This is a genomic window from Bacillus sp. iso_77, assembly GCF_056173625.1.
This window is the reverse complement of record NZ_CM149683.1, coordinates 1,091,962-1,112,956: the sequence shown is the minus strand read 5'-3', so window position 1 is coordinate 1,112,956 and position 20,995 is coordinate 1,091,962. Positions and strand designations below refer to the sequence as shown.

The window sequence follows — 20,995 nt, the reverse complement described above, 5'->3', positions numbered from 1 at the left end:
ACTAGAAGTTGAGAGCGCACGCTAAAACCCCCTGCCGTCAATTACAGGGGGTTTTTGAGTTACACCTCAACCGTTTCGGACTTCTGTTTGTCTGCTGACAAATGGCTTTTCGCTAGCCCTGTGAACAGGAAGATCGCGATGCCCGATAAAATTTCAAGCACACCACCCCCCGCAATGACAGGTCCTGCTCCAAAGCGTTCTGCCAGGACGCCCGATATGACGGCTGCAAGCGGGAGAAAGACATTTGATGACGCATTGATCACGGCATATACTTGCGGCTGATCTTCTTGGTCAACAGACGTTTGAATAATGACCATCTCTGGGACATTGATCGCACTGACGGCTGCACCAAAAATAAAGGAAGCTAGAAGAACGACTGGAAGCCATGTACTCATTCCAGTGATAAAGAATGCAGCTCCTTCAATCATGCCTGCGACAATAAAGAACAAGCCGAATCTTTTGATTTTCACCTTCGCCAGTGCAAAGCCCATCATAAACGCACCGACTGCAGCGACACCTCTTAAAATGGAATACACCATTGAATCACTTTGCAGCGCTTCTGCTACATATACAGCGGATAATGCCTGCCACGGAGCTGCGGCGACATTCATTAAAATACAATAAAGGGTTAGTGCAAATAAAATATGATGATTTTTAACGACTAGAAAGCCTCTTTTTAAGTTATACAGATATGTATTCTTTGCTTGTTTAATGTCTGCTGCTTTTTCTGCATCTGACTTTTGGAGTTTAACGCCAATAATGAACAAGCCCGATATGATAAATAAAGCAGTGGTGATTAGGAGCGTATCTGCAGGGCCAATTAGTTTGACCAAAAGACCAGCGACCATCACCGCAGCAAGTGCGACAATTTCAAAAGATGATTGCAGGATCGCATTTGCTTTTTGAATGAGATGCTTTGGAACAATCTGCGGCAGGATGGCCACAGAAGCCGGGTTATATGCTGCACCTGTTGCCGATTGAATAACCATTAATGAGATCAATAACCATAGAGGCAATATGTGCGAAAAATGCAGTAGTGGAATAATGAGTACAATGGTTGCTCGAATGACATCTGAAGCAAACATCCATTTAGATAAATGATGTCTTTTCATAAGAGGTCCTAGTATTGGGGCCAACAATGATGAAGGAAGAACTGTCACTGCTAGAAGAAGTCCGGTACCGAGCGCTCCATCCCCTCTTAAAATCAATAACCAAAGAACGGATGTAAAAGCAAAACTTTCTCCTGTATTTTTTATGAGTCTTGATATGAACAATGAGGTGAAGCGTTTATTCCAAACACTTTCACTGAGATTCATCTTTTCCATCACACAAATCCTTTCAACCTTATACTATTTTTACATATTTTACCTTAATCTTTCTTTTTTTCATACTATTTATTTGAAAATTGGAACTTAATTGTTTTTTATTATAAAGAAAAAAGAGGCATGACACATGCCTCTAAAGACTTATTCATATGGACTCTTAGTCAATTGCTTACGGCTTTCTTTGGTACGTCCAAACACGGTTATGGTTCGAGTTATCCGGAAAGACGTCTCCTGCTTTAAGCTTTATCTTTAAAGGATCTTTCACCATACTACCGGTCTCACCGATTTCGATATAAACACCATTATTAGGTGCCTTATTACCAGATTTAAACTGATGCTGTTGACCCATTTCCATCCTCCTTTCTCGATTGATGTTATTATGTCCCGTCCATTGCCTCTCCAATCCAATATGTAAAAAGTCCCTGCTCAGTCGAGACAGGGACACTTGTGATTTATTTAGGTTGTTGATACATGAGCTCTTTGATTAACGCTTTTTGCACATGCAGGCGATTTTCTGCTTGCTGGAATACTTTAGAGTGTGGTCCATCAATGATATCAGCCGTCACTTCTTCTCCGCGATGTGCCGGCAGACAATGAAGGAAGATATAATCTGCTGCTGCATGTTGCATGAGTTCCTCATTGACTTGATATTCTTTAAATTCAGCTAGACGTTTCTCTGTTTCAGCTTCCTGTCCCATGCTTGTAAATACGTCTGAATAAATGACATCTGCATCCTGAACAGCAGCTACTGGATCTGTTGTGACGATGACTTCTGCGCCTGATTGTTTTGCAAACGCCCGGGCAGTGTCTGTCACTTCTTGAAGAGGTTCATAGCCTTTTGGTGATGCAACGGCAATGTCACAGCCTAACTGCGCACAACCGACCATTAAGGAATGAGCCACATTATTCCCATCACCGATGTACGCCACTTTCACACCTTTTAGTGTGCCTTTTGCTTCTTTAATCGTCAGTAAATCAGCCAGTGCCTGACATGGATGAGAGTAGTCCGTTAGTCCGTTGATCACTGGAATAGTGGCGTATTTTGCAAGTTCTTCTACCTTCTCATGTTCAAAGGTTCGAATCATAATGCCATCTACATACCCAGACAGCACCTGCGCTGTATCACCAATCGTTTCTCCTCTGCCAATTTGCAGATCATTTGAGCTGAGGAAGAGCGCATGTCCGCCTAGCTGCGTCATGCCCGCTTCAAACGAGACACGGGTTCTAGTTGAAGATTTTTCAAAGATCATCGCTAATGTTTTTCCTTTGAATAAATCTTGATATGGATGTTGTTTCATTTCTTCTGCTTTTTCAATTAAGTACGCAATGTCATTGATCGAAAAGTCTTTTAACGATAAAAAGTCTTTTCCGTATAATGCCGGTTGCACGTCGACTTGGCTCATGCCGTCACTTCCTTTTTATATAATTCGTGGAGAGATACTGGTGATACATCTCCATCTTTTCCTTGCAGGAACGCTTGCGCCGTTTCATATTCGGTTAGAACTTGAACACCATGTGTGAGTGCTTTTACACGCTGTTCTTTTGCCTCTTCATCATCACCTAAATGAATGTGAAGCGATTTATCGTCTTGTTGTAGCCACGATTCAAAGCTGCCAGTCCAGACGTCAAAGCCTGCTCGTTTTGCTTCATCTACGAATAATTCACTGCCTTGTATAAAGAGGCTTCCTTTCTGTTTCCAGATCGGTGCAAACACTTTTTTCAAGGCGCTTTCGACGTTCTTTCCTACACACATTCCTTCACCCGTCGCCTTCATTTCAGGTGTGAGCTTTAAATCGATATCTTGAATGGCATGTGAGGAGAAGACCGGGAATTTAACAGCTGTGCCCCCCTTATTCTTCGTTACAGGTTTCAATTCTTCAAGCGTTGCACCAGCTAACAGCTGAGTCGCCATTGGAATCATGTCAACACCCATGACTTTACTTACAACTGGAACAGTCCGGCTTGCCCGAGGATTCACCTCTAATACGAGCGCCTGGTTCCCTTTTATCACAAATTGAATATTCATAATGCCTTTAAAAGCTAATTTCTTTGCGATTTGTTCAGAAGCGTTATACACCTGTTGTTTGATGTCTTCACTAATAGAGACACTTGGTAAGATGGCAAAGCTGTCACCTGAGTGTACGCCCGCTTTTTCAATATGCTCAACAATGGTTGGAATGAATGTCGTTTGTCCGTCTGAAATAAGATCCACTTCCACTTCTTTTCCAGTGACATACTCATCAATTAAGATCGGATAAGGTAAATGATCTGGCTGATCAAGTAGTTCTGCCAATTGAGCTTCTGTATGAACAACGATCATGCCCATTCCACCAATGACATATGATGGACGAATAAGAACAGGGTACCCGATGCTTGCAGCATGCTCCAGTGCTTCTTCTTTTGAATGTGCTGTATCTCCTTTTGCATGAGGAAGATTCAGTTCATCAAGAAGCTGATAGAATAAATCGCGATCTTCTAATGCATCTAGTGTGTCAAAGGACGTGCCTAACAAGGTAACGCCGGCTTTTTCTAAACCTTCCGCCACATTGATTGCTGTCTGCCCGCCAAATTGAACGATGACAAAATCAATTTGCTCCGCTTCAACTACGTTTAAAATATGTTCTAACGTGATCGGCTCAAAGTATAAACGATCTGCAATCTCATAATCGGTACTAACCGTTTCTGGATTATTGTTCATCATGATGGTTTCAAATCCAAGCTTTTGTAAAGTAAGAACGCCGTGAACGGCACTATAATCAAACTCGACCCCTTGCCCAATTCGAATCGGACCAGAGCCAATGATGAGTGCACGCTCCTTTGTTTTCTCTTGATGCTCTCCATCACTTTTGCCAAAGTACGTAGAATAGAAGTAATTCGTTTTTGCATCGAATTCAGCCGCACATGTATCGACAATTTTAAATGAAGCGGCAATGCCATACTCTTGGCGAAGCTGTCTGATATCTTGTTCACTGCGATCCGTCAGAGAAGCGATTGTTTCATCAAGGAAGCCTTTTTCTTTCACCTTTTTTAAGGTGTCTTTGGATAGCGTCCCCTGATGATTCTTCAATTCTTGTTCGAGTGTGATCATATTCTTGAAGACATGTAAGAAAAACAGATCAATCTTCGTCGTTTCATGAATCGTTTCAACGGTTTCTTGTCTGGAAAGCAGCTCCATGACAGCGAAGAAACGGCGATCGTCCGGTGTTTTGATTAATTCAAATAACTGTTCAGTCGAATGTTCTTTCAGTTCAGGCAAGTGGAAGCCCTTTGTTTTGATTTCAAGTGATGCGACGGCTTTTTGAATGGCAGATTCTAAATTACGGTCAATCGCCATGACTTCACCAGTCGCCTTCATTTTTGTGCCTAATTTCCGGTCTGCCTGTTTAAATTTATCGAACGGCCAGCGCGGGAATTTCACCACGACATAATCGAGTGCCGGCTCAAAGCTAGCATACGTTGTTCCTGTAAGCGGGTTTTTCAATTCATCTAGTGTATAACCGACCGCAAGTTTTGCCGCCATTTTGGCAATCGGATAGCCTGTTGCTTTCGATGCAAGAGCAGAAGACCGGCTGACCCGAGGGTTGACCTCAATGACAAAATATTCTTTGCTAAGTGGATCAAGAGCGAACTGGATATTACAGCCGCCAACGACATCAAGCGCTGAAATAATTTTTAAGCTTGCTGAGCGGAGCATTTGATAATCCTGATCCGTTAATGTCTGTGACGGTGCAACGACAATCGAGTCACCTGTATGCACACCAACTGGATCGATATTTTCCATGTTACATACAGTGATACACGTATTTTGACGATCTCTCATGACCTCATACTCGACTTCTTTAAAGCCAGCAATGCTTTTTTCAACTAAGCACTGATGAATCGGACTCGCTAGAAGAGCACCTTCAATCAGCGGTTTAAAAGCCTCTTCAGTTAAAGCGATGCCTCCCCCTTTACCACCAAGTGTGTAGGCTGGTCGAAGAATGACAGGAAAGCCCACTTCTTTTGCAAATTGAAGGGCGTCTTTCGCATTATCCACAATTTCACTTTCTGGTACAGGTTCATTCAAATGCTTCATGAGAGCACGGAATTTCTCACGATCTTCACCGTTTTCAATTGTTTCAACTGACGTTCCGAGCAGTTTTACCCCATGCTTTTTCAGCACACCGGCTTTTTCCAGCTCGACAGCAAGGTTTAAAGCCGTCTGTCCGCCAAGATTGGCTAAAAGACCATCTGGTTTCTCTTTTTCAATGATTCTTGTCACTGAATCAACTGAAAGCGGTTCAAAATAAATTTCATCAGCAAATGACTCGTCTGTCATAATGGTTGCTGGGTTGTTATTCACTAAGATGACGTTGTAGCCTTCTTCTTTTAAGGCCATACAACCTTGTGTTCCTGAGTAATCAAATTCTGCTGCCTGACCAATGATGATTGGACCGGACCCGATGACTAGAATGGTTTGTATGCTTTGATCTTTAGGCATGTGCGACTTCTCTCCTTGCTTGTTTCACTTTCTCAATAAAATCATCGAATACCCATTCACTTTCTGCAGGGCCTGGATGTGCTTCTGGATGAAATTGAACGGACATAATCAGCTTCTCTTTATGAATGAATCCTTCAACAGATCCGTCATTCACGTGGAGGAATTTGACGTCCACTTCTTTGTCATTCATGCTTTTTTCATTGACCACATAGCTATGATTTTGGCTTGTCATAAAGACACGTTTTGATTCTGTATCTTGTACAGGATGATTCGCTCCGCGGTGGCCAAAAGGAAGCTTATACGTATCCCCGCCAAGCGCAAGAGCAATTAATTGATGACCTAAGCAAATGCCTAGTGTCGGGAAGGTCATCATGATGTCATGAATGGTTTTTAAATATGGCTTCATTGTTTTTGGATCTCCAGGTCCATTTGACAAAAGGATCGCATCTGGCTTGATATCAAATACCTTTTCCATTTGTTTGTACGGAATCACTGTGACTTTACAGCCGCGCGCTTCGAGTGAGTCCGCAATTGATTTTTTAAAGCCAAAATCAATGAGCGCTACATGATCCTCGCCGCTGCCTTGTGTGTATACTTCATCTTCTGTGACCTGCTCAATCACATTGTCTTGCTTCATTGCAGGTGGCGTTTCATTTTCGTCTAAACTAAGCACTGCATTCATCGTTCCATTTGCTCGAATGTTCTGCACGACTGCACGAGTATCTGTATGTGTAAGAAGCGGAATGTTCCACTTCTGTAAATAATCTTTTAAGCTTACGGCTGCAAGGTGATGAGAAAAATGGTCAGCTGCCTCATAGACAACGACCGCTTTCACTTGTGGTTTTTTGCTCTCAAAGTCTTCATGATTGATGCCGTAATTTCCGATGAGCGGATATGTGAAGACAATGATTTGTCCTTTATAAGAAGGATCTGTAAGCACCTCTTGATAACCTGTCATCCCTGTAAAAAAGACCACTTCACCTGTCATGCCAGCTTCTCCTGTCAGATCTCCTTCAAAAGAGGCTCCATCTTCTAAATTTAAATAACCTTTCATGCTTGTGTCACCCCATATTGAATAATTAATAATATAAATGCATGTTTATGCGTTTTGGTGTAAAAAAATTTAGACCGTTACTGTTTCATTTGCTAACACTTGAATGATTGCTTCAATGGCTTGATCCAATTCAACTTTTTTGACATTCAGCGGAGGTAATAAACGAATGACATTCGGACCAGCTGGAAGCACAAGCAAACCTTGCTCTCGAAGGGCTGTGATGTAATCACCTACTGGCTGATGACACTCAATTCCTGCCATTAATCCTTTGCCACGTACTTCTTTCACGATGTTCAGCTGTTTGACTTCTTGCAGTCTCTTTAAAAGGTACGCACCCTTTTCTTTCACTTCTGAAAGAAAGTCTTCTTTGAATATTACATCAAGAGTTGCGTTCACAGCTGACATAGCGAGCATATTGCCACCAAATGTTGTGCCATGAGAGCCTGGAGAAAATGCATCCCCTAAAGCTTTTTTCCCTATCACTGCACCGACTGGAAATCCATTTCCTAAACCTTTTGCGGCTGAAATAATATCAGGATCAAGTCCCGATTGCTCATAGGCAAATGCTGTCCCTGTTCGCCCAATACCCGTTTGGATTTCATCTACAATTAGCAGTGCTTGATGTTTTTTGCAAAACGTTTGAACGGCTTCTAGAAATTCAGCTGTAGCTGGATTCACTCCACCTTCACCTTGCACCACTTCCAGCATGACCGCTGCGACATCATCGATTTCACACGCTGTGATCGCTTCAGGGTCATTAAACGGTACATAATGAAAGCCTTCCAGCATCGGTCCAAAACCAGTTTTGATTTTATCTTGACCTGTGGCAGCCATACCAGCATACGTGCGCCCATGGAAAGAGTGCAAAAACGTCACAATATTTGTTTTACCTGTTGCTTTTCGGGCCAATTTGATAGCCCCTTCATTCGCTTCAGCCCCGCTGTTGCAGAAAAATACGAGATCTCCTGAACTGTTGGCTGCCAGCTTTTCCGCTGCTTTTTCTTGCAGTCCATTTTCAAATAGATTTGATACGTGCCAGACCTCGTCAAGCTGCTTCTTGATGGCTTGATTGACCTTTGGATGATTGTGACCTAAATTCGTGACCGCAATGCCTTGTATAAAGTCTAAATATTTTTTCCCAGTTGTATCAACTGCCCAAGAACCTTCTGCCTCTTTAATTTCAACATTCCACCGTCCGTAAGTTTGAAAGAGATGACTCACAGGACCGCCTCCTTTTGTTTTACAATTCGAGTTCCTTTAAAGGTATCTCCTGTAAAAATACTACCTTTTCCATTCACAATCATGACTTCATCCACATCTCCCGATAAAGCACTTAGCGCAGATTGCACTTTTGGAATCATTCCCCCGGAAATAATACCTTCATCGATGAGCTTGAGAGCTTCTTGTTCGGTGACAACGTCTAACAGCTCACCATTTTTTAAAATTCCTTCCACATCTGTGACAAACATGAGCTTATCAGCTTTCATAGCTCCTGCGACTGCTGATGCTGCAAGATCAGCATTTACATTTAACGTTTGGCATTCTTCGGTCATAGATAGCGGCGCAATGACGGGAATGAATTGTTTCTCCATTAGTGCTTCTGCCATCTCTGGATTGACTTCTTTGATTTCGCCAACGTACCCATATACATCTTGATCGAGAAAATCGGCGACAAGCATCTGTCCATCTTTACCAGATACACCGACAGATGATATATCATGCTTTGCCAACTCTGAAACAAAGTATTTATTCACCGTTCCTGAAAGGACCATTTCGGCTACCTCTAACACCGGCTTTGTTGTTTTGCGCTGTCCATCTACAAATTCCGTTTTCACTTCTAATTTTTGCAGCATGCTCGTGATTTCAGGACCCCCGCCATGTACGATAGCCAGTTTAAATCCAGCAGCTTGAAGTGAGCGGACATTTTCATAAAAGGTATCGGAAAGTTCTCGAATGACACTGCCTCCACACTTGAACACGATCGTTTTATCCATGTCTATCTCCTTCATTATGTGCGATAGCTCGCGTTAATTTTCACATAATCATAGGTAAGGTCACAGCCCCATGCTGCCGCTTCACCATTTCCTTCATTCATTTGAATGAAAATCGTAATCTCATCCTGCTCTAGATACGCTTTTGCTTCCTCTTCTGAGAAAGACTGAGGTTCATTATGTTTAAACAGACATTGCCCGCCTAAGTAAACTTCAACCTCTTCTGGCGTGACAGAAGCTGCGCTATGACCGATTGCTCCGATAATCCGTCCCCAGTTGGCGTCCGTACCGTATACGGCTGTTTTCACAAGACTTGAACCTACGATTTTTTTTGCAATAATTCCCGCTTCTAAGTTGTTTTTAGCACCAACAACTTTTGCTTCGATTAATTTGGTTGCGCCTTCTCCGTCTCTTGCAATCTCTTTTGCTAGATCTTCACAGGCTAGTTTTAATCCTTCTTTAAACAATGGCCATTCTGGATGTTCTTCATTCAGTGCCTGGTTTTCTGCCATTCCATTTGCCATCACAAGCACCATATCGTTGGTTGATGTTTCTCCATCGACGGTAATTTGATTAAACGTCACATCTGTAATGTCACGAAGAGCATTTTGCAAAGCTTCTTGTTCGACATTTGCATCGGTTGTGACAAACCCGAGCATTGTTGCCATGTTCGGATGAATCATACCAGAGCCCTTTGCTGCACCAGAAATGAGAATCTCTTTCCCGTCTATCGTCAAGGAGTATGTCGTATTTTTAATGACTGTATCTGTTGTTAAAATCGCTTCTTCAAAGTGGCCATTTCCTGCTTTTGCTTCTTTTAGCTGAGCGATGCCTGTTTTGATTTTATCCATATCCAGACACTCTCCAATGACACCAGTAGAAGAAACAGCAATGTAATCAGGCTCTGTGCCTAACATGTCTGCACAGGCTGCCTGCATGTCGTATGCATCTTTTAATCCCTGCTCACCTGTGCATGCGTTGGCGATGGCACTATTGACAATGACACCTTTTAGTTTGCCCGTCTTTTTCAAGCTTTTTTGTGTGACTTGAAGAGGCGCAGCTTGAAAGTGACTTTGAGTGTATACCGCTGCACTCGCTGCTGGTACTTCACTGATGATCAAGCCAAGGTCTTTTTTTGAATAGCGTAATCCTATATGAATCCCCTTTGCTTCAAAACCTTTTGGTGATGATACGTCCCCGTCTATTTTGACAATACTTTTTTCATTCAATTCGATCATGTTTGTTGTCTCCCCTGTTCTTATGGATAGAGAGGTGTCATTGTGAGGCCCGCCTCTTCATGTAAGCCTTTGATGATATTGAAGTTTTGAACCGCTTGGCCGGCTGCGCCTTTCATGAGATTATCTATGACAGATACAATCGTCAGTCTCCCTGTTCGCTCATCTAAATGAAAACCAATGTCACAGAAGTTACTGCCATATACTTCTTTTGTTTGCGGATATATCCCATGATCTCTCACTCTTACAAAATAGGAATCTTCATAAAAGTCCTTCATCCGTTTCATTAATTCTTCTTTTGTGACATCTGATTTCAATTGTGTATACATCGTCGCCATAATCCCTCTTGTCATCGGGACAAGGTGTGTTGAAAAAGTGATGTTCGCCGTTTGCGGGTTCCATTCTCTAAGTACTTGTTCTATTTCAGGTGTGTGCTGATGTTCATTCACCTTATAAATTTTAAAGTTATCATTCAGCTCTGAAAAATGTGTGCCAAGTGAGGCTGATCGTCCTGCACCGGACACCCCGGTTTTTGCATCTATTATGATCATAGATTCATCGATTAAATTCTGTTTCATCAGCGGTGCTAAACCTAGAAGAACTGCAGTAGGAAAGCAGCCTGGGTTTGCAATGACTTCCGCTTGCTTAATGGTTTCACGATTCAATTCAGATAATCCGTATACAGCTTGTTGAACCGATGCTTCATCCGCTGCCCTTCGTTTATACCAAGCTTCATAAACAGTTCCATCTTGAATGCGCAAGTCACCTGATAAATCAATAATTGGCACCCCTTGATTCATGAGCTTCGGTGTGAGTTCACTTGAAACGCCTGCTGGTGTCGCTAAAAACACAGCATCTGTTTCTTGCACAATGGCAGCCGGATCAATGGCTTTTAATGTTTGGTCAGTAATCGTTGTCAGATGCGGATAAGATTGACTGTATAATTGCCCATCACCACTTGATGAATACAATATACATTCCTCCACATGTGGATGCTGCTTAAAGATACGAACTAATTCCGCACCGCCGTACCCTGTAGCACCTATAATACCTATTTTCAACGTCAATACACCCTCTTGATCTTTGTGAAATTATTTAACATTATAACATGTATAAAAATTAATTCAATTGTATATTTAATATTTGTTTTCATTTTTTTTCATAAAAAAATCCACATATCTTCGTGAGACATGCGGATTTTATCTATTGTTCTTCATATTGAGGACCAGAAGCGCACTGCATAAATATAATAGGGAACTTGCATAAAAAATCAAATGAATGGTGAAGAAATCAGCAAAAAGGCCGCCAAGCATAATGGCGATGGATGAAAAAAGCGCTGTCCAAAAATGATAGTGCCCAACTTCTTTCATTCGCTTTTTCTCATTTGTGAGTTCGGTGACGAGTAGTTTCTCTCCGTGCTTCTGAACACCACCTAGCACACCTAAGGCAAGCTGAATCATATAAACTTGCTCTACTTCTGTGATATGTGGAAAAAGTAGAAGAAGAAACGCCATACCAAACGAATGAATGATTAAAAAGAGACGCCTGTCGGTCGTTTCAGGAAGTTTTCCTAATAATAAATGAATGAACGCACCGCTCAAACCAAACAGACCATAAGCAAGACCAAATTGAGAGTAGCTCGACCCAACATTTTTAATAAAAAGAATATAAAAAGGGAAAATGAGGCTACTGGCGAAAAACAGTAGACTTTGTGAATAGACGAACCATTTCATTGCTTTAGCATTCATTGTGTATTGTACCTTTCATAAAAGTAGTTGATAAATCTGCCATCTGGATCTGCTTGCTTTTTCTTTTGAAAGAATAGATCGGTTTTTGGATACGCTTGTTTCATTTGTGCTTTCGTTTGATACGGCATGTATGGTAAGTAATAGCTTCCATGGTGCCGCAAGGTGATATCTGTCATTTGCCGGATGACCCGCTCTGCTTCTGCCCTCTCTTCTTTCTCAAAACCATAATTCACTAACAAAACAAGTGCAAACATATCTTCTTTCGCATATGATAGATCCGCTTTTTCATTTTTTTGTACGTAGCGGATCGTGATGTTCATTAAATTCAATTCTTCCTGTTGTAAAAAGCTTCTCATGTCATCGATATACGCACGAAAACGATCAACTGGAACAAAGTATTCTTGAAGCACATCGGTATCTGACTCATTTTCATATTCTAAAAAAGCAGAATCAGACCGCATCACGTTATTTCTTGTGATCAGCTGGTCATTTTGACTTTGAAAATACTTCTTTTGCAAGTTCCATAGCAAATCTTTCCCCATATCAAATCTTCTCGAAAGGCCGAGCATAAATTTTAAAGGGATGACGAGCTGATCTTCTTTGAGCTCGCGGTATGGATCGATCTGTTGATCAGAAGTAAGCGAATAATTCGTCACATACATCTCTTTCAAAAAATTTGTTTTCGCTGTAGAGATTCTTGCGAGATGCATGCGCACTTCTTTATTGTTCTTTACATGCTTTTGAAAATAATCAGTGTATTCATCGAAGTGTAGAGAGGTTGTCTCCATTTTATATAATTCATCCTTTGTTAAGGACAGCTCAACATCTAAAATGACACCGAATAAGCCGTATCCTCCAATCACGGCAGTAAATAAATCATCGCTAGGCTTTACTGTGATGATCTCTCCATCTGCTTTTAACAGTGTGAAAGAGCGCACAGTGTCAATGAGTGAGCCGTAGCGAATGTCACGTCCATGTGCATTTGCACTTAACGAGCCACCAATCGTAAAGATGTTTTGAGATTGCATCACCTTTACTGCAAGACCATATGGGTTCACATATTTTTGAATATCATCCCATGTGGCGCCGCTCTGGACCCGAATGGTCTTCTTTTTTTCATTAAATGATACGATTCGGCGAAATTTCGTCATGTCTAGTACAATGCCATTTTCATAATACGTGTGGCCGCCCATACTATGCTGCTTTCCGGCGATTGAAATGGGCAGATTCTTCTCTTTTGCTTCTTCTAATACTTCTTTTAAAGATTCTATTTCTTTTCCTTGCACGACTTTTTTTATTTTGACCGGCATGAGGTGACTCACATCTGTAAACGCATCAAGTCCTTGTCTTTTGTGTGCTTGACCTTCACGTATAGAGACTGATGCAAAAAAGGCAGCGCCATATCCCATCAAAAGAACGATCCATATCCACTTTCGTTTCATTATAGGTACTCCGTTCTATAAAATTACATCCATTATATCAAGCCATACTCCTCCTCTACCTTAATTTTTCATAAAAAAACCTGGTACGAGTTCAACTCATACCAGGCATTTTTCGTATTTACTTATTGAATACCAAGCGCAATTTTAGCGTATCTTGACATTTTGTCACGTGTCCAAGGTGGATTCCATACGATGTGAACTTCTGTTTCTTTCACTTCAGGCAAGTCACTTAATGCTTTTTTCACTTCATCGACGATAACTGGTGCAAGAGGACAGCCCATTGATGTTAAAGTCATTGTGATATCCGCTTTTCCATTCTCATCAAGATCGACATCATAGACAAGTCCAAGGTTGACGATGTCTACGTTTAACTCAGGGTCAATCACCTGTTCTAGGGCGCCTAAAATATTTTCTTTCAATGCTTCATCCATGATATCCACTCCTTTTTCAACTAGTATAACGTACTTTTCCTTTTGGCTAAACGTTTGTGCTTTTCAGGTGTGTCACAAACCAGTCAATGGTTTCAAACACCGCTTGTCTTGAGACCTTATGGCCAGCCTGTCCATCTGTGATAAAACGAATCAGGTGCGGATCTTCTTTATATTGGGTTTCTGCTAACTCGTCATAAAGAGCTTTTGCATGTCTGTAAGGGACAACTGGATCGTTTTCTGCATGCCAGAATAACAGTGGTCTTTTGTTTAATCGATCTGTTTGCAGCGTTAAATCATAAGGGCGCAGCGCGTCTAATTGCTGATGAACCTCTTCATCTGTAATCTCTTTCATCAACCCTTTGTGCCGCATGTCCATAATTTGTGCTTGTAGGAATGTCGTATATTTCGGACTGCCCATCAAGCTGACTGCCGCTTTAATCCAATCATGTTTTGCGAGTGCACCAAAGGTCGTGATGCCTCCCATGGAAGTACCTGCAACACCTATTAGATCGGCTTCAATCAATTGTTTTTCTTGAAAATATGTTTTTAAGATATCGATTTCACGTATTTCGTTCAGGACGATTTCCCAAAACTTTGATGCCAGTTCCTCTAAGCTGAGGTTTTCTGATCTTACACCATGATAAGCACAGTCAGGCAAAATGACTCTCATGCCTTTTTCCGCCAAATGAAAGGCGAAGTGTAAGTTGTGCTCGCGTGCACTTGTAAATCCATGAATAAAAAATACAAGCGGCAGCGGTTTATCTTTATTTTCAGCTTTTACGATATGTAAAAATGGAATATCGTGCGTCATTTGCTCATCAATGGTGATCACAGCCTATGAATCCTCCTTTATCATTCCCGTCTTTGTTTATTTTAACATGTAGACAACGAAGATGTGATAAAGATACACTATAGGTGGAGGCACCTGCACCAGCTGCCTCCTATTACTTACAGATCAAAGGAGATTTTATGGAGACTAAACCTTATCTAATCGCACTTGACCTGGATGGCACGTTATTAAAAGACGATAAAACGATTTCTGCACACACACTTGATGTCATTCAAAAAGTGAAAGACAGCGGGCATCATGTCTGTATTTCAACTGGCCGGCCATTTCGTTCCAGCTCTCCTTATTATCAGCAATTGCAGCTCGATTCACCGATTGTGAACTTTAATGGAGCGTTTGTCCATCATCCTCTTGATGAAAAATGGGGCAGATTTCACACATCACTTGATCTTCAAGTCGTGAAACAGCTTGTGGATATTAGTGAGGAATATAAAGTACACAATGTGTTAGCTGAAGTGCTAGACGATTTGTATTTCCATTATCATGATGAAAAGCTCATTGATATATTTAATATGAATGCAAACAAAGTGACCGTTGGAGACCTTCGGAACAATCTTGGAGAGAATGTCACAAGCGTCTTAATTCACGCAAAAGAAGAAGACGTCGGAGCGATTCGGAGCTATTTGACAGATGTTCATGCAGAAGTGATTGACCACAGACGCTGGGCTGCTCCGTGGCATGTCATTGAAATCATTAAAACAGGTATGAACAAAGCCGTTGGACTGCAAAAGATCAGTGATTATTACGGTGTGCCTCAGGAGCGGATTGTGGCATTCGGAGATGAAGACAATGATTTAGAGATGCTTGAATTTGCTGGATGCGGGGTTGCAATGGGCAACGGGATTGATGCAGTGAAACGCGTCTCTAATGAAGTGACAGATACGAATGAACAAGATGGGATTGCAAAATTCCTAACGAATTACTTCTCGCTTTAATTTTTCCATTCATACATAGCAGGTCGAAGCGGGCATACTACCGTTAGACAGGTTGTCCTGTCAGCTTGTGTAAAGGGGCGGATTCCGAATGGGTAAAAGAAGCAAATCGAAACGCTTTATACAACAAGGTAAAGATTCAGTCAGTCTGCATGACGCACGTTTTCCGTATCGTTCCACACTTGAAGAGGCTGCGGAGGACAGGGGAAATATGAAGACTGATGATTCTGGAGGTTCATTGTGAGAAACGAACTTTTTGATCAAGCCAAATCATTTACTGAGGAAGCCCTTACTTCTTCATTTCCATCTGGTTTAGAGCGTCAACAAGCAGTTCAGCGAGCTAAAAACGCTGTATCATCTGCATTTGCTAATTCGACAGATGCAGAAAGAAACCAGCTGCATACGTTCCAAGACCTGCTTGATGATCTTTAACGAAAAAAGCTGTCCGCTTTGTGGACAGCTTTTCTTATGCTTATTTCACTTGGAACGTTTTCTTCTCAGTGATTTGCTTTAGCCCTTCTGCTTTTCCTTTAAATGTGACAACCGCTTCATACGTTCCCGGCTCCACACCGTTTGACCACGTATCTTGGAAGTCATATGTTTCATCTGCTTTCAGCACAAAGGATTGGATGGCTTGTGTGAACATACGGTCTTTCGAGTAACGGTATTTTTCATTTCCGTCTTCATCGTACACACTCAATTCGAATTTTTGGCTTGTGTTAAACGTGAATTCAATATCTCGATCTGATTCATTTTTTAGTGACATATGAAATTGAACCGAAGAACCTTTTTGGACGGGGTCTACTGTGAGTACAACGGTTTTTTCTCCCATTTGACCGGATACCTCCTTGTCTGGTTCATCCTTTTTTTGTTGTCCACAAGCTGTTAAAACCAATAGAACGAGAAAAAGCACTAACCCTTTTTTCATCTTCTACCCACCTTTTAATCTCGTCTGAAAAATCCAAGAATATTGGTTGTTTGAACAATATTTGTAAAGGCTTTTGGATCGACTTCCTTTATAATTTGTTCAAGTTCATACAGCTCATACCTTGTAATGACAATGACCATCATTTCTTTTTGTTCATTGGTAAATGCCCCTTTTGCCGGAACAGTCGTAATCCCTCTGACCATTTTTCCATAAATGGCTTCTTTGATTTCATCTGCTTTCTTTGTCACAATCATGGCGGTCAACTTTTCATGTCTCGTATGGATGGCATCAATTACTCTGGTCGTCACATATAATGTGACAAGGGTATATAAGGCTTTCTCCCAACCTTGTAACAATCCTGCTGTAAAAATGATAATTCCGTTTAAAATGAAGAAATACGTGCCCACTGGTTTGTCTTTCCATTTCGCTAAAATCATCGCAATAATGTCAAGGCCGCCTGTAGATGCCCCATATTTCAGTGTAATCCCAATGCCAAGTGCAGAAATGACTCCGCCAAATACAGCATTTAATAAAATATCTTCAGAAACACTTGTCTCTGGTAAAATGCCGAGGAAAATCGTTGTCAGTGCCACACTAATAATGCTATACAAAGTAAAGGAACGACCAACCTTCATCCAGCCTAAAATGCCGACCGGAATGTTTAAAATAAATAATAGAATCCCTGTTGATAAATAAAACGGTGCATATTGATCGATTAAACTAGATAACAGCTGGGCAACCCCTGTAAAACCACTTGCATATACGTCAGCAGGGATTAAAAATAAATTCAGCCCAATCGCATTGAGTAAGGCACCAATGACGACGACGATGAATTTTTTTGCTTCTCCAATGAACATGTTGTCATTCCTCCACTTACCATTCTCTCTATGGTTTTCCCTAAAATTTAGAATTTGAACACGAAAAAATGATTTTCTATGATATAGTTAGGCTAAAAAGATGTAAAATATGGTTGATTTTTTTAGAAAGAAGGGATTTTGATGACTGTTCATATCATAGCAGACAGTGCTGCTGATCTGCCTCTTTCTTATTATGATGAACAAAACATGACACTCATTCCGCTGCGTGTGTTACTCGGCGAGCAGGAATTTGAGGATTTGATCACCATTGAACCAAAACAAGTATTTGATGCGATGAGACAAGGTGCAAGTCCAAAAACATCACAAGCTTCACCGAACCGGATCAAAGAAGCCTTTGTTTCAGCAGCCCAAACCCATACATCGGCTATTTATGTTGCCTTTTCATCAGAGCTTTCAGGTACATACCAAACCGCTGTGATGATGGCAAACGAAGTGAAGGAAGAATACCCTGATTTCGATTTACGAATCATTGATTCTAAATGTGCTTCACTTGGTTATGGACTAGCTGTCAAACACGCTCAATCACTTGCCATTGACGGAAATACAATACAAGAAATTGAAACGTCTGTAAAGCATTTTTGTGAATCTTTACAACATATTTTTACTGTAGACGATTTATCGTATTTAGCAAGAGGCGGAAGAATCAGTAAAGCGTCCGCATTTGTTGGCGGATTGTTAAGTATTAAACCCATTTTACACGTTGAGGATGGAAAACTGATACCCCTTGAAAAAATTCGTGGCCGTAAAAAATTGTTGAAACGCATTATCGAGCTGATGAAAGAACGCGGATATGACTGGTCTAGTCAAACTGTTGGCATTAGTCATGGAGATGACCCTGCACTTGCAGAAGAAATGAGACAATTAATCGAAGCGGAATTTCACCCAAAAGAAATCGACATCCAGGTCATCGGAGCGGCTGTTGGGTCCCACTCAGGCCCTAGCACACTTGCCATCTTCTTTACAGGCAGCCCATCATAAAAAGCACCCTTCCCTGAAACATCACGGGAAGGGTGCTTTTCTTATGATAGCTTAAATCGGTGAACGGTTTCGTTTAACCTTGCTGTCATACTCATCAGTTCTTCTACTTGTTTGTTCATTTGATGGAAAGATTGCAGCTGTTCGTTTGCCGAGGCAGAAATTTCTTCGCTGCCCGCTGCCGTTTCTTCTACAACGGCACTAATATTTTCAATCGAGTGCAGCACTTGTCCGCCAAGCTCTGTTGATTGAATAATTTGGTCATTTAAGACCGCCATTTCTTGCTTAATATGTTGTGCTTTTGTTTCTATATCTTCAAAGGAGTGTGAGGTTTTGTCCATTGCATCTTGCTGCTGAAGTGATAGCTTGACCCCTTCTTGTACAGTTTGGCTAATGGATTGAATGCCTTTTTCAATATGACTCACCATGTCAAAAATTTGTCTTGTTGCACGAGACGATTCATCTGCCAGCTTACGAATTTCGTCCGCTACGACGGCAAACCCTTTGCCAGCTTCTCCTGCTCTTGCCGCTTCAATCGCCGCATTGAGCGAGAGGAGGTTTGTCTGGTCCGCAATATCAGAAACCGTTTTGGCCATTGCGGAGATTCCGCTTGCGTACTGAGTGAATTCTCCTGCTGACTCTTCAATTTGTCTTGTCGCACGTGTATTTTTTTCAATGGCTGCTTTTGTTTCTGTTAACGTGTGCTTTCCGCTTTCCACCGCTTCAATGGCATCCTCTGTACTACGGATGACTGTATGTGATCTTTCGGAATTCTTACGGCCATGTGAATCCATTTTCTCAATCAAACTAACGCCATGCTGAAGGTCTTCTGAAATCGCTTGTGAACCATTCGCCATTTCGTCTGTCGATACAGACACTTGATTGGCCGATTCCATAAGCTTTTTGTTTTCATCATCTAACTGAACCGAGAATGATTCTACTTGGCTTGAGACATGGCTGATTTCTTGAATCAAGCTAATCAGCTGATCCGTCATTTGATTGAACGACTCATTTAAGCCACCGATTTCATCTTTCCGCTTGATGTTCATCCGCTCCACAGCGAGGTTTCCTTCGGCAATCTGTTTTGCCCGGTAAGAAAGGGATTTGATTGGTGTCACAATGGATCTCGTTAAACCAATATTTAAAAAGACGGCGATGACAATCAGCGTGAGGGCTGCGACAGATGCGCTTGTGATGATCCTTTGCACATTGTCTGCCGCCTCCTCTAAATGGTATTCATACGCTTCTTGTGCTCTTTTATTCATCGTATGCACGTCGTTTAAAACACCGTCAATTCTGGCAGCCACTCGTCTGGCATCAGAGGCATTTTTTTCACCAATGGCATTGTTTGCTTCTTGCGTCCATGTGTCAAACTTTGAATTTAACCGTGTTAGGGCTTCTTTGTTCATATTTCCTGCGTTTTTGTTTAACGTTTGCAGCTGTTTTTTCGCTGTAGATATATCGCTTTGAACGACCTCTAGCTGTTCATCTGAAAGGGTCATGGAATAATTGGTCATGGCTTGTTCGACACTTTCAAAGCTGGCCTTCGTTTTTTGTACGTTCAGTAAGGTTTGAACTTCTGTTTCGCTTGATGACTGAATCTTTGTCATGCTCACAATAATAAAAGCAATTACGCCAACCGCTAAAAGAAGTGAAATGAGTGAGTTGAGCAAAATTTTGATGCGTAAGCTCATGATGCTGCCCCCTCTTCTTTCAGAAGTGTCTGCTTCAGTCCATTTAATTTTTTGGTCAATTTCTCAGCATCTTTGAGCACCCGGATTCTTGCCATATCGATTCCGTCATTACTTAAGTCATAGACGATATGCCCGCTTTTGATTTTGCTGCTTTTGACGAGCTGTTCGCTGAATTGATAAACGACTTCATCTACTTTTTTGACCATAGACGAAATAACGGCTTTTTCAGCTGTATAATACTGATCGCTGTCCACGCCGATTGCGTATTTGCCTTGCGTTTGCGCTTCTTTTAATACACCAACACCCGTATAACCGGCTGCGGCATATAAAACATCTGCTTTCTTTTTAATCATGTCTTTCGCTATTTTACTGCCTTTGCCTGCATCACTAAATGTGCCAGCATACGTGGATACGACCTTGATTTTCGGATTCACAGATTTTGCGCCTTTTTGATAACCTTGTTCAAATCGGTGGATCACCTCTGCATCGACTCCGCCCACAAAACCAATAACATCACTTTTTGTTGTCATGGCAGCAAGTGCTCCCGCTAGATAGCTGCCCTGCTCTTCTTTAAAAGTCACTGATGTGACATTTTTCAATTCAGACACAGCATCAATGAGTAAAAATTGCTTTTTCGGATATTTTTTCGCTACCTTTTCTAAGTCTTCTTGCATACTGAAACCTACACCGATGATCAGGTCATTTCCATCTTTCACAAGCTCGGTCAGCCCTTTTTCATATGTATCGGTTTCTGCAATTTCTCTATAATCGAATTCAATGCCAAGCTCATCACGTGCTTTTTCTAATCCTTTAAATGATGAATCGTTAAATGATTGATCACCAAGACCATCATCCGTCAGCATGACACCAATATGCTTCGCATTTGATATCGGTGGTCCTCCCTGCTGATTGCTGCATGAGGCGAGTACCATGATCATCGCTGCCATCAGAAGTAATGAAATCTTCACTTTCATCCAAAAACACACTCCTTTTATCATCCTTACCCCTTATTTATCGGATTTGAGAGGCATTGTT

Annotated in this window: 21 protein-coding genes; 4 read left to right on the top strand and 17 right to left on the bottom strand. The window is 41.5% G+C overall.

Annotated elements, in window-relative coordinates; translation table 11 throughout:
- Positions 1–59: 59 nt before the first annotated feature.
- The 13 genes from AC0VYC_RS05550 to AC0VYC_RS05490 form a co-directional block, all read right to left on the bottom strand.
- Positions 60–1,325, bottom strand: a complete 1,266-nt coding sequence (locus AC0VYC_RS05550) for an MFS transporter (protein ID WP_007499050.1) — start codon at positions 1,323–1,325, stop codon at positions 60–62.
- Between the two features lie 169 nt (positions 1,326–1,494).
- On the bottom strand, positions 1,495–1,674 hold the full coding sequence (locus AC0VYC_RS05545) for a YjzC family protein (RefSeq protein ID WP_008348517.1): 180 nt from the start codon (positions 1,672–1,674) through the stop codon (positions 1,495–1,497).
- Between the two features lie 103 nt (positions 1,675–1,777).
- A complete protein-coding gene (gene argF, locus AC0VYC_RS05540; protein ID WP_047945536.1) occupies positions 1,778–2,728 on the bottom strand; it encodes an ornithine carbamoyltransferase in 951 nt (316 codons plus the stop codon).
- Positions 2,725–5,805, bottom strand: a complete 3,081-nt coding sequence (locus AC0VYC_RS05535) for a carbamoyl phosphate synthase large subunit (RefSeq protein ID WP_326378644.1) — start codon at positions 5,803–5,805, stop codon at positions 2,725–2,727. Before AC0VYC_RS05535 ends, argF begins: the two co-directional genes overlap by 4 nt.
- Entirely contained in the window at positions 5,798–6,859 is a 1,062-nt protein-coding gene (locus AC0VYC_RS05530; RefSeq protein WP_374998402.1) for a carbamoyl phosphate synthase small subunit, read from the bottom strand. Before AC0VYC_RS05530 ends, AC0VYC_RS05535 begins: the two co-directional genes overlap by 8 nt.
- Before the next feature lie 69 nt (positions 6,860–6,928).
- Positions 6,929–8,080 carry an acetylornithine transaminase gene (locus tag AC0VYC_RS05525; protein ID WP_035700272.1) on the bottom strand — a complete coding sequence of 384 codons (1,152 nt, stop codon included), beginning with the start codon at positions 8,078–8,080 and terminating at the stop codon, positions 6,929–6,931.
- Positions 8,077–8,853 carry an acetylglutamate kinase gene (gene argB, locus AC0VYC_RS05520; RefSeq protein WP_017360181.1) on the bottom strand — a complete coding sequence of 259 codons (777 nt, stop codon included), beginning with the start codon at positions 8,851–8,853 and terminating at the stop codon, positions 8,077–8,079. Before argB ends, AC0VYC_RS05525 begins: the two co-directional genes overlap by 4 nt.
- Before the next feature lie 14 nt (positions 8,854–8,867).
- Entirely contained in the window at positions 8,868–10,088 is a 1,221-nt protein-coding gene (gene argJ, locus AC0VYC_RS05515) for a bifunctional ornithine acetyltransferase/N-acetylglutamate synthase (RefSeq protein ID WP_039167371.1), read from the bottom strand.
- A gap of 20 nt (positions 10,089–10,108) precedes the next feature.
- On the bottom strand, positions 10,109–11,146 hold the full coding sequence (argC, locus tag AC0VYC_RS05510; protein WP_026050072.1) for an N-acetyl-gamma-glutamyl-phosphate reductase: 1,038 nt from the start codon (positions 11,144–11,146) through the stop codon (positions 10,109–10,111).
- Positions 11,147–11,284: 138 nt separating this feature from the next.
- On the bottom strand, positions 11,285–11,833 hold the full coding sequence (locus AC0VYC_RS05505; RefSeq protein WP_008348533.1) for an MFS transporter: 549 nt from the start codon (positions 11,831–11,833) through the stop codon (positions 11,285–11,287).
- Positions 11,830–13,275, bottom strand: coding sequence for an FAD-binding protein (locus AC0VYC_RS05500; protein ID WP_475389637.1), 1,446 nt, complete (start codon positions 13,273–13,275; stop codon positions 11,830–11,832). The genes AC0VYC_RS05505 and AC0VYC_RS05500 overlap by 4 nt, the downstream gene beginning before the upstream one ends.
- A gap of 122 nt (positions 13,276–13,397) precedes the next feature.
- Positions 13,398–13,706, bottom strand: a complete 309-nt coding sequence (locus tag AC0VYC_RS05495) for a metal-sulfur cluster assembly factor (protein ID WP_003211530.1) — start codon at positions 13,704–13,706, stop codon at positions 13,398–13,400.
- Between the two features lie 46 nt (positions 13,707–13,752).
- Positions 13,753–14,538, bottom strand: a complete 786-nt coding sequence (locus AC0VYC_RS05490) for an alpha/beta fold hydrolase (protein WP_475389634.1) — start codon at positions 14,536–14,538, stop codon at positions 13,753–13,755.
- Between the two features lie 137 nt (positions 14,539–14,675).
- Between AC0VYC_RS05490 and AC0VYC_RS05485 the strand changes: the two genes are divergently transcribed.
- The 3 genes from AC0VYC_RS05485 (at position 14,676) to AC0VYC_RS05475 (ending at position 15,917) form a co-directional block, all read left to right on the top strand.
- A complete protein-coding gene (locus tag AC0VYC_RS05485; protein ID WP_008348537.1) occupies positions 14,676–15,488 on the top strand; it encodes a Cof-type HAD-IIB family hydrolase in 813 nt (270 codons plus the stop codon).
- Positions 15,489–15,576: 88 nt separating this feature from the next.
- A complete protein-coding gene (locus AC0VYC_RS05480; RefSeq protein WP_475389632.1) occupies positions 15,577–15,729 on the top strand; it encodes a competence protein in 153 nt (50 codons plus the stop codon).
- The gene (locus AC0VYC_RS05475; RefSeq protein ID WP_008348541.1) at positions 15,726–15,917 is read left to right on the top strand and encodes a DUF3813 domain-containing protein; all 192 of its coding nucleotides are present in this window, start codon (positions 15,726–15,728) and stop codon (positions 15,915–15,917) included. Before AC0VYC_RS05480 ends, AC0VYC_RS05475 begins: the two co-directional genes overlap by 4 nt.
- Positions 15,918–15,957: 40 nt before the next feature.
- On the opposite strand, the gene AC0VYC_RS05470 is transcribed toward AC0VYC_RS05475, so the two are convergent.
- Together AC0VYC_RS05470 and AC0VYC_RS05465 are read right to left on the bottom strand one after the other, a co-directional pair.
- The gene (locus AC0VYC_RS05470; protein ID WP_008348542.1) at positions 15,958–16,413 is read right to left on the bottom strand and encodes a BsuPI-related putative proteinase inhibitor; all 456 of its coding nucleotides are present in this window, start codon (positions 16,411–16,413) and stop codon (positions 15,958–15,960) included.
- 14 nt (positions 16,414–16,427) lie between these two features.
- Positions 16,428–17,270, bottom strand: a complete 843-nt coding sequence (locus AC0VYC_RS05465) for a YitT family protein (RefSeq protein WP_007499067.1) — start codon at positions 17,268–17,270, stop codon at positions 16,428–16,430.
- A gap of 141 nt (positions 17,271–17,411) precedes the next feature.
- Between AC0VYC_RS05465 and AC0VYC_RS05460 the strand changes: the two genes are divergently transcribed.
- Entirely contained in the window at positions 17,412–18,269 is an 858-nt protein-coding gene (locus AC0VYC_RS05460; RefSeq protein WP_475389629.1) for a DegV family protein, read from the top strand.
- 41 nt (positions 18,270–18,310) lie between these two features.
- Here AC0VYC_RS05460 and AC0VYC_RS05455 read toward each other — a convergent pair whose 3' ends face one another.
- Positions 18,311–19,960 carry a methyl-accepting chemotaxis protein gene (locus AC0VYC_RS05455; protein ID WP_098680893.1) on the bottom strand — a complete coding sequence of 550 codons (1,650 nt, stop codon included), beginning with the start codon at positions 19,958–19,960 and terminating at the stop codon, positions 18,311–18,313.
- Complete coding sequence (locus AC0VYC_RS05450; protein ID WP_025207132.1) at positions 19,957–20,934, bottom strand: BMP family lipoprotein; 978 nt, start codon at positions 20,932–20,934, stop codon at positions 19,957–19,959. The genes AC0VYC_RS05455 and AC0VYC_RS05450 overlap by 4 nt, the downstream gene beginning before the upstream one ends.
- Positions 20,935–20,995: the final 61 nt, after the last annotated feature.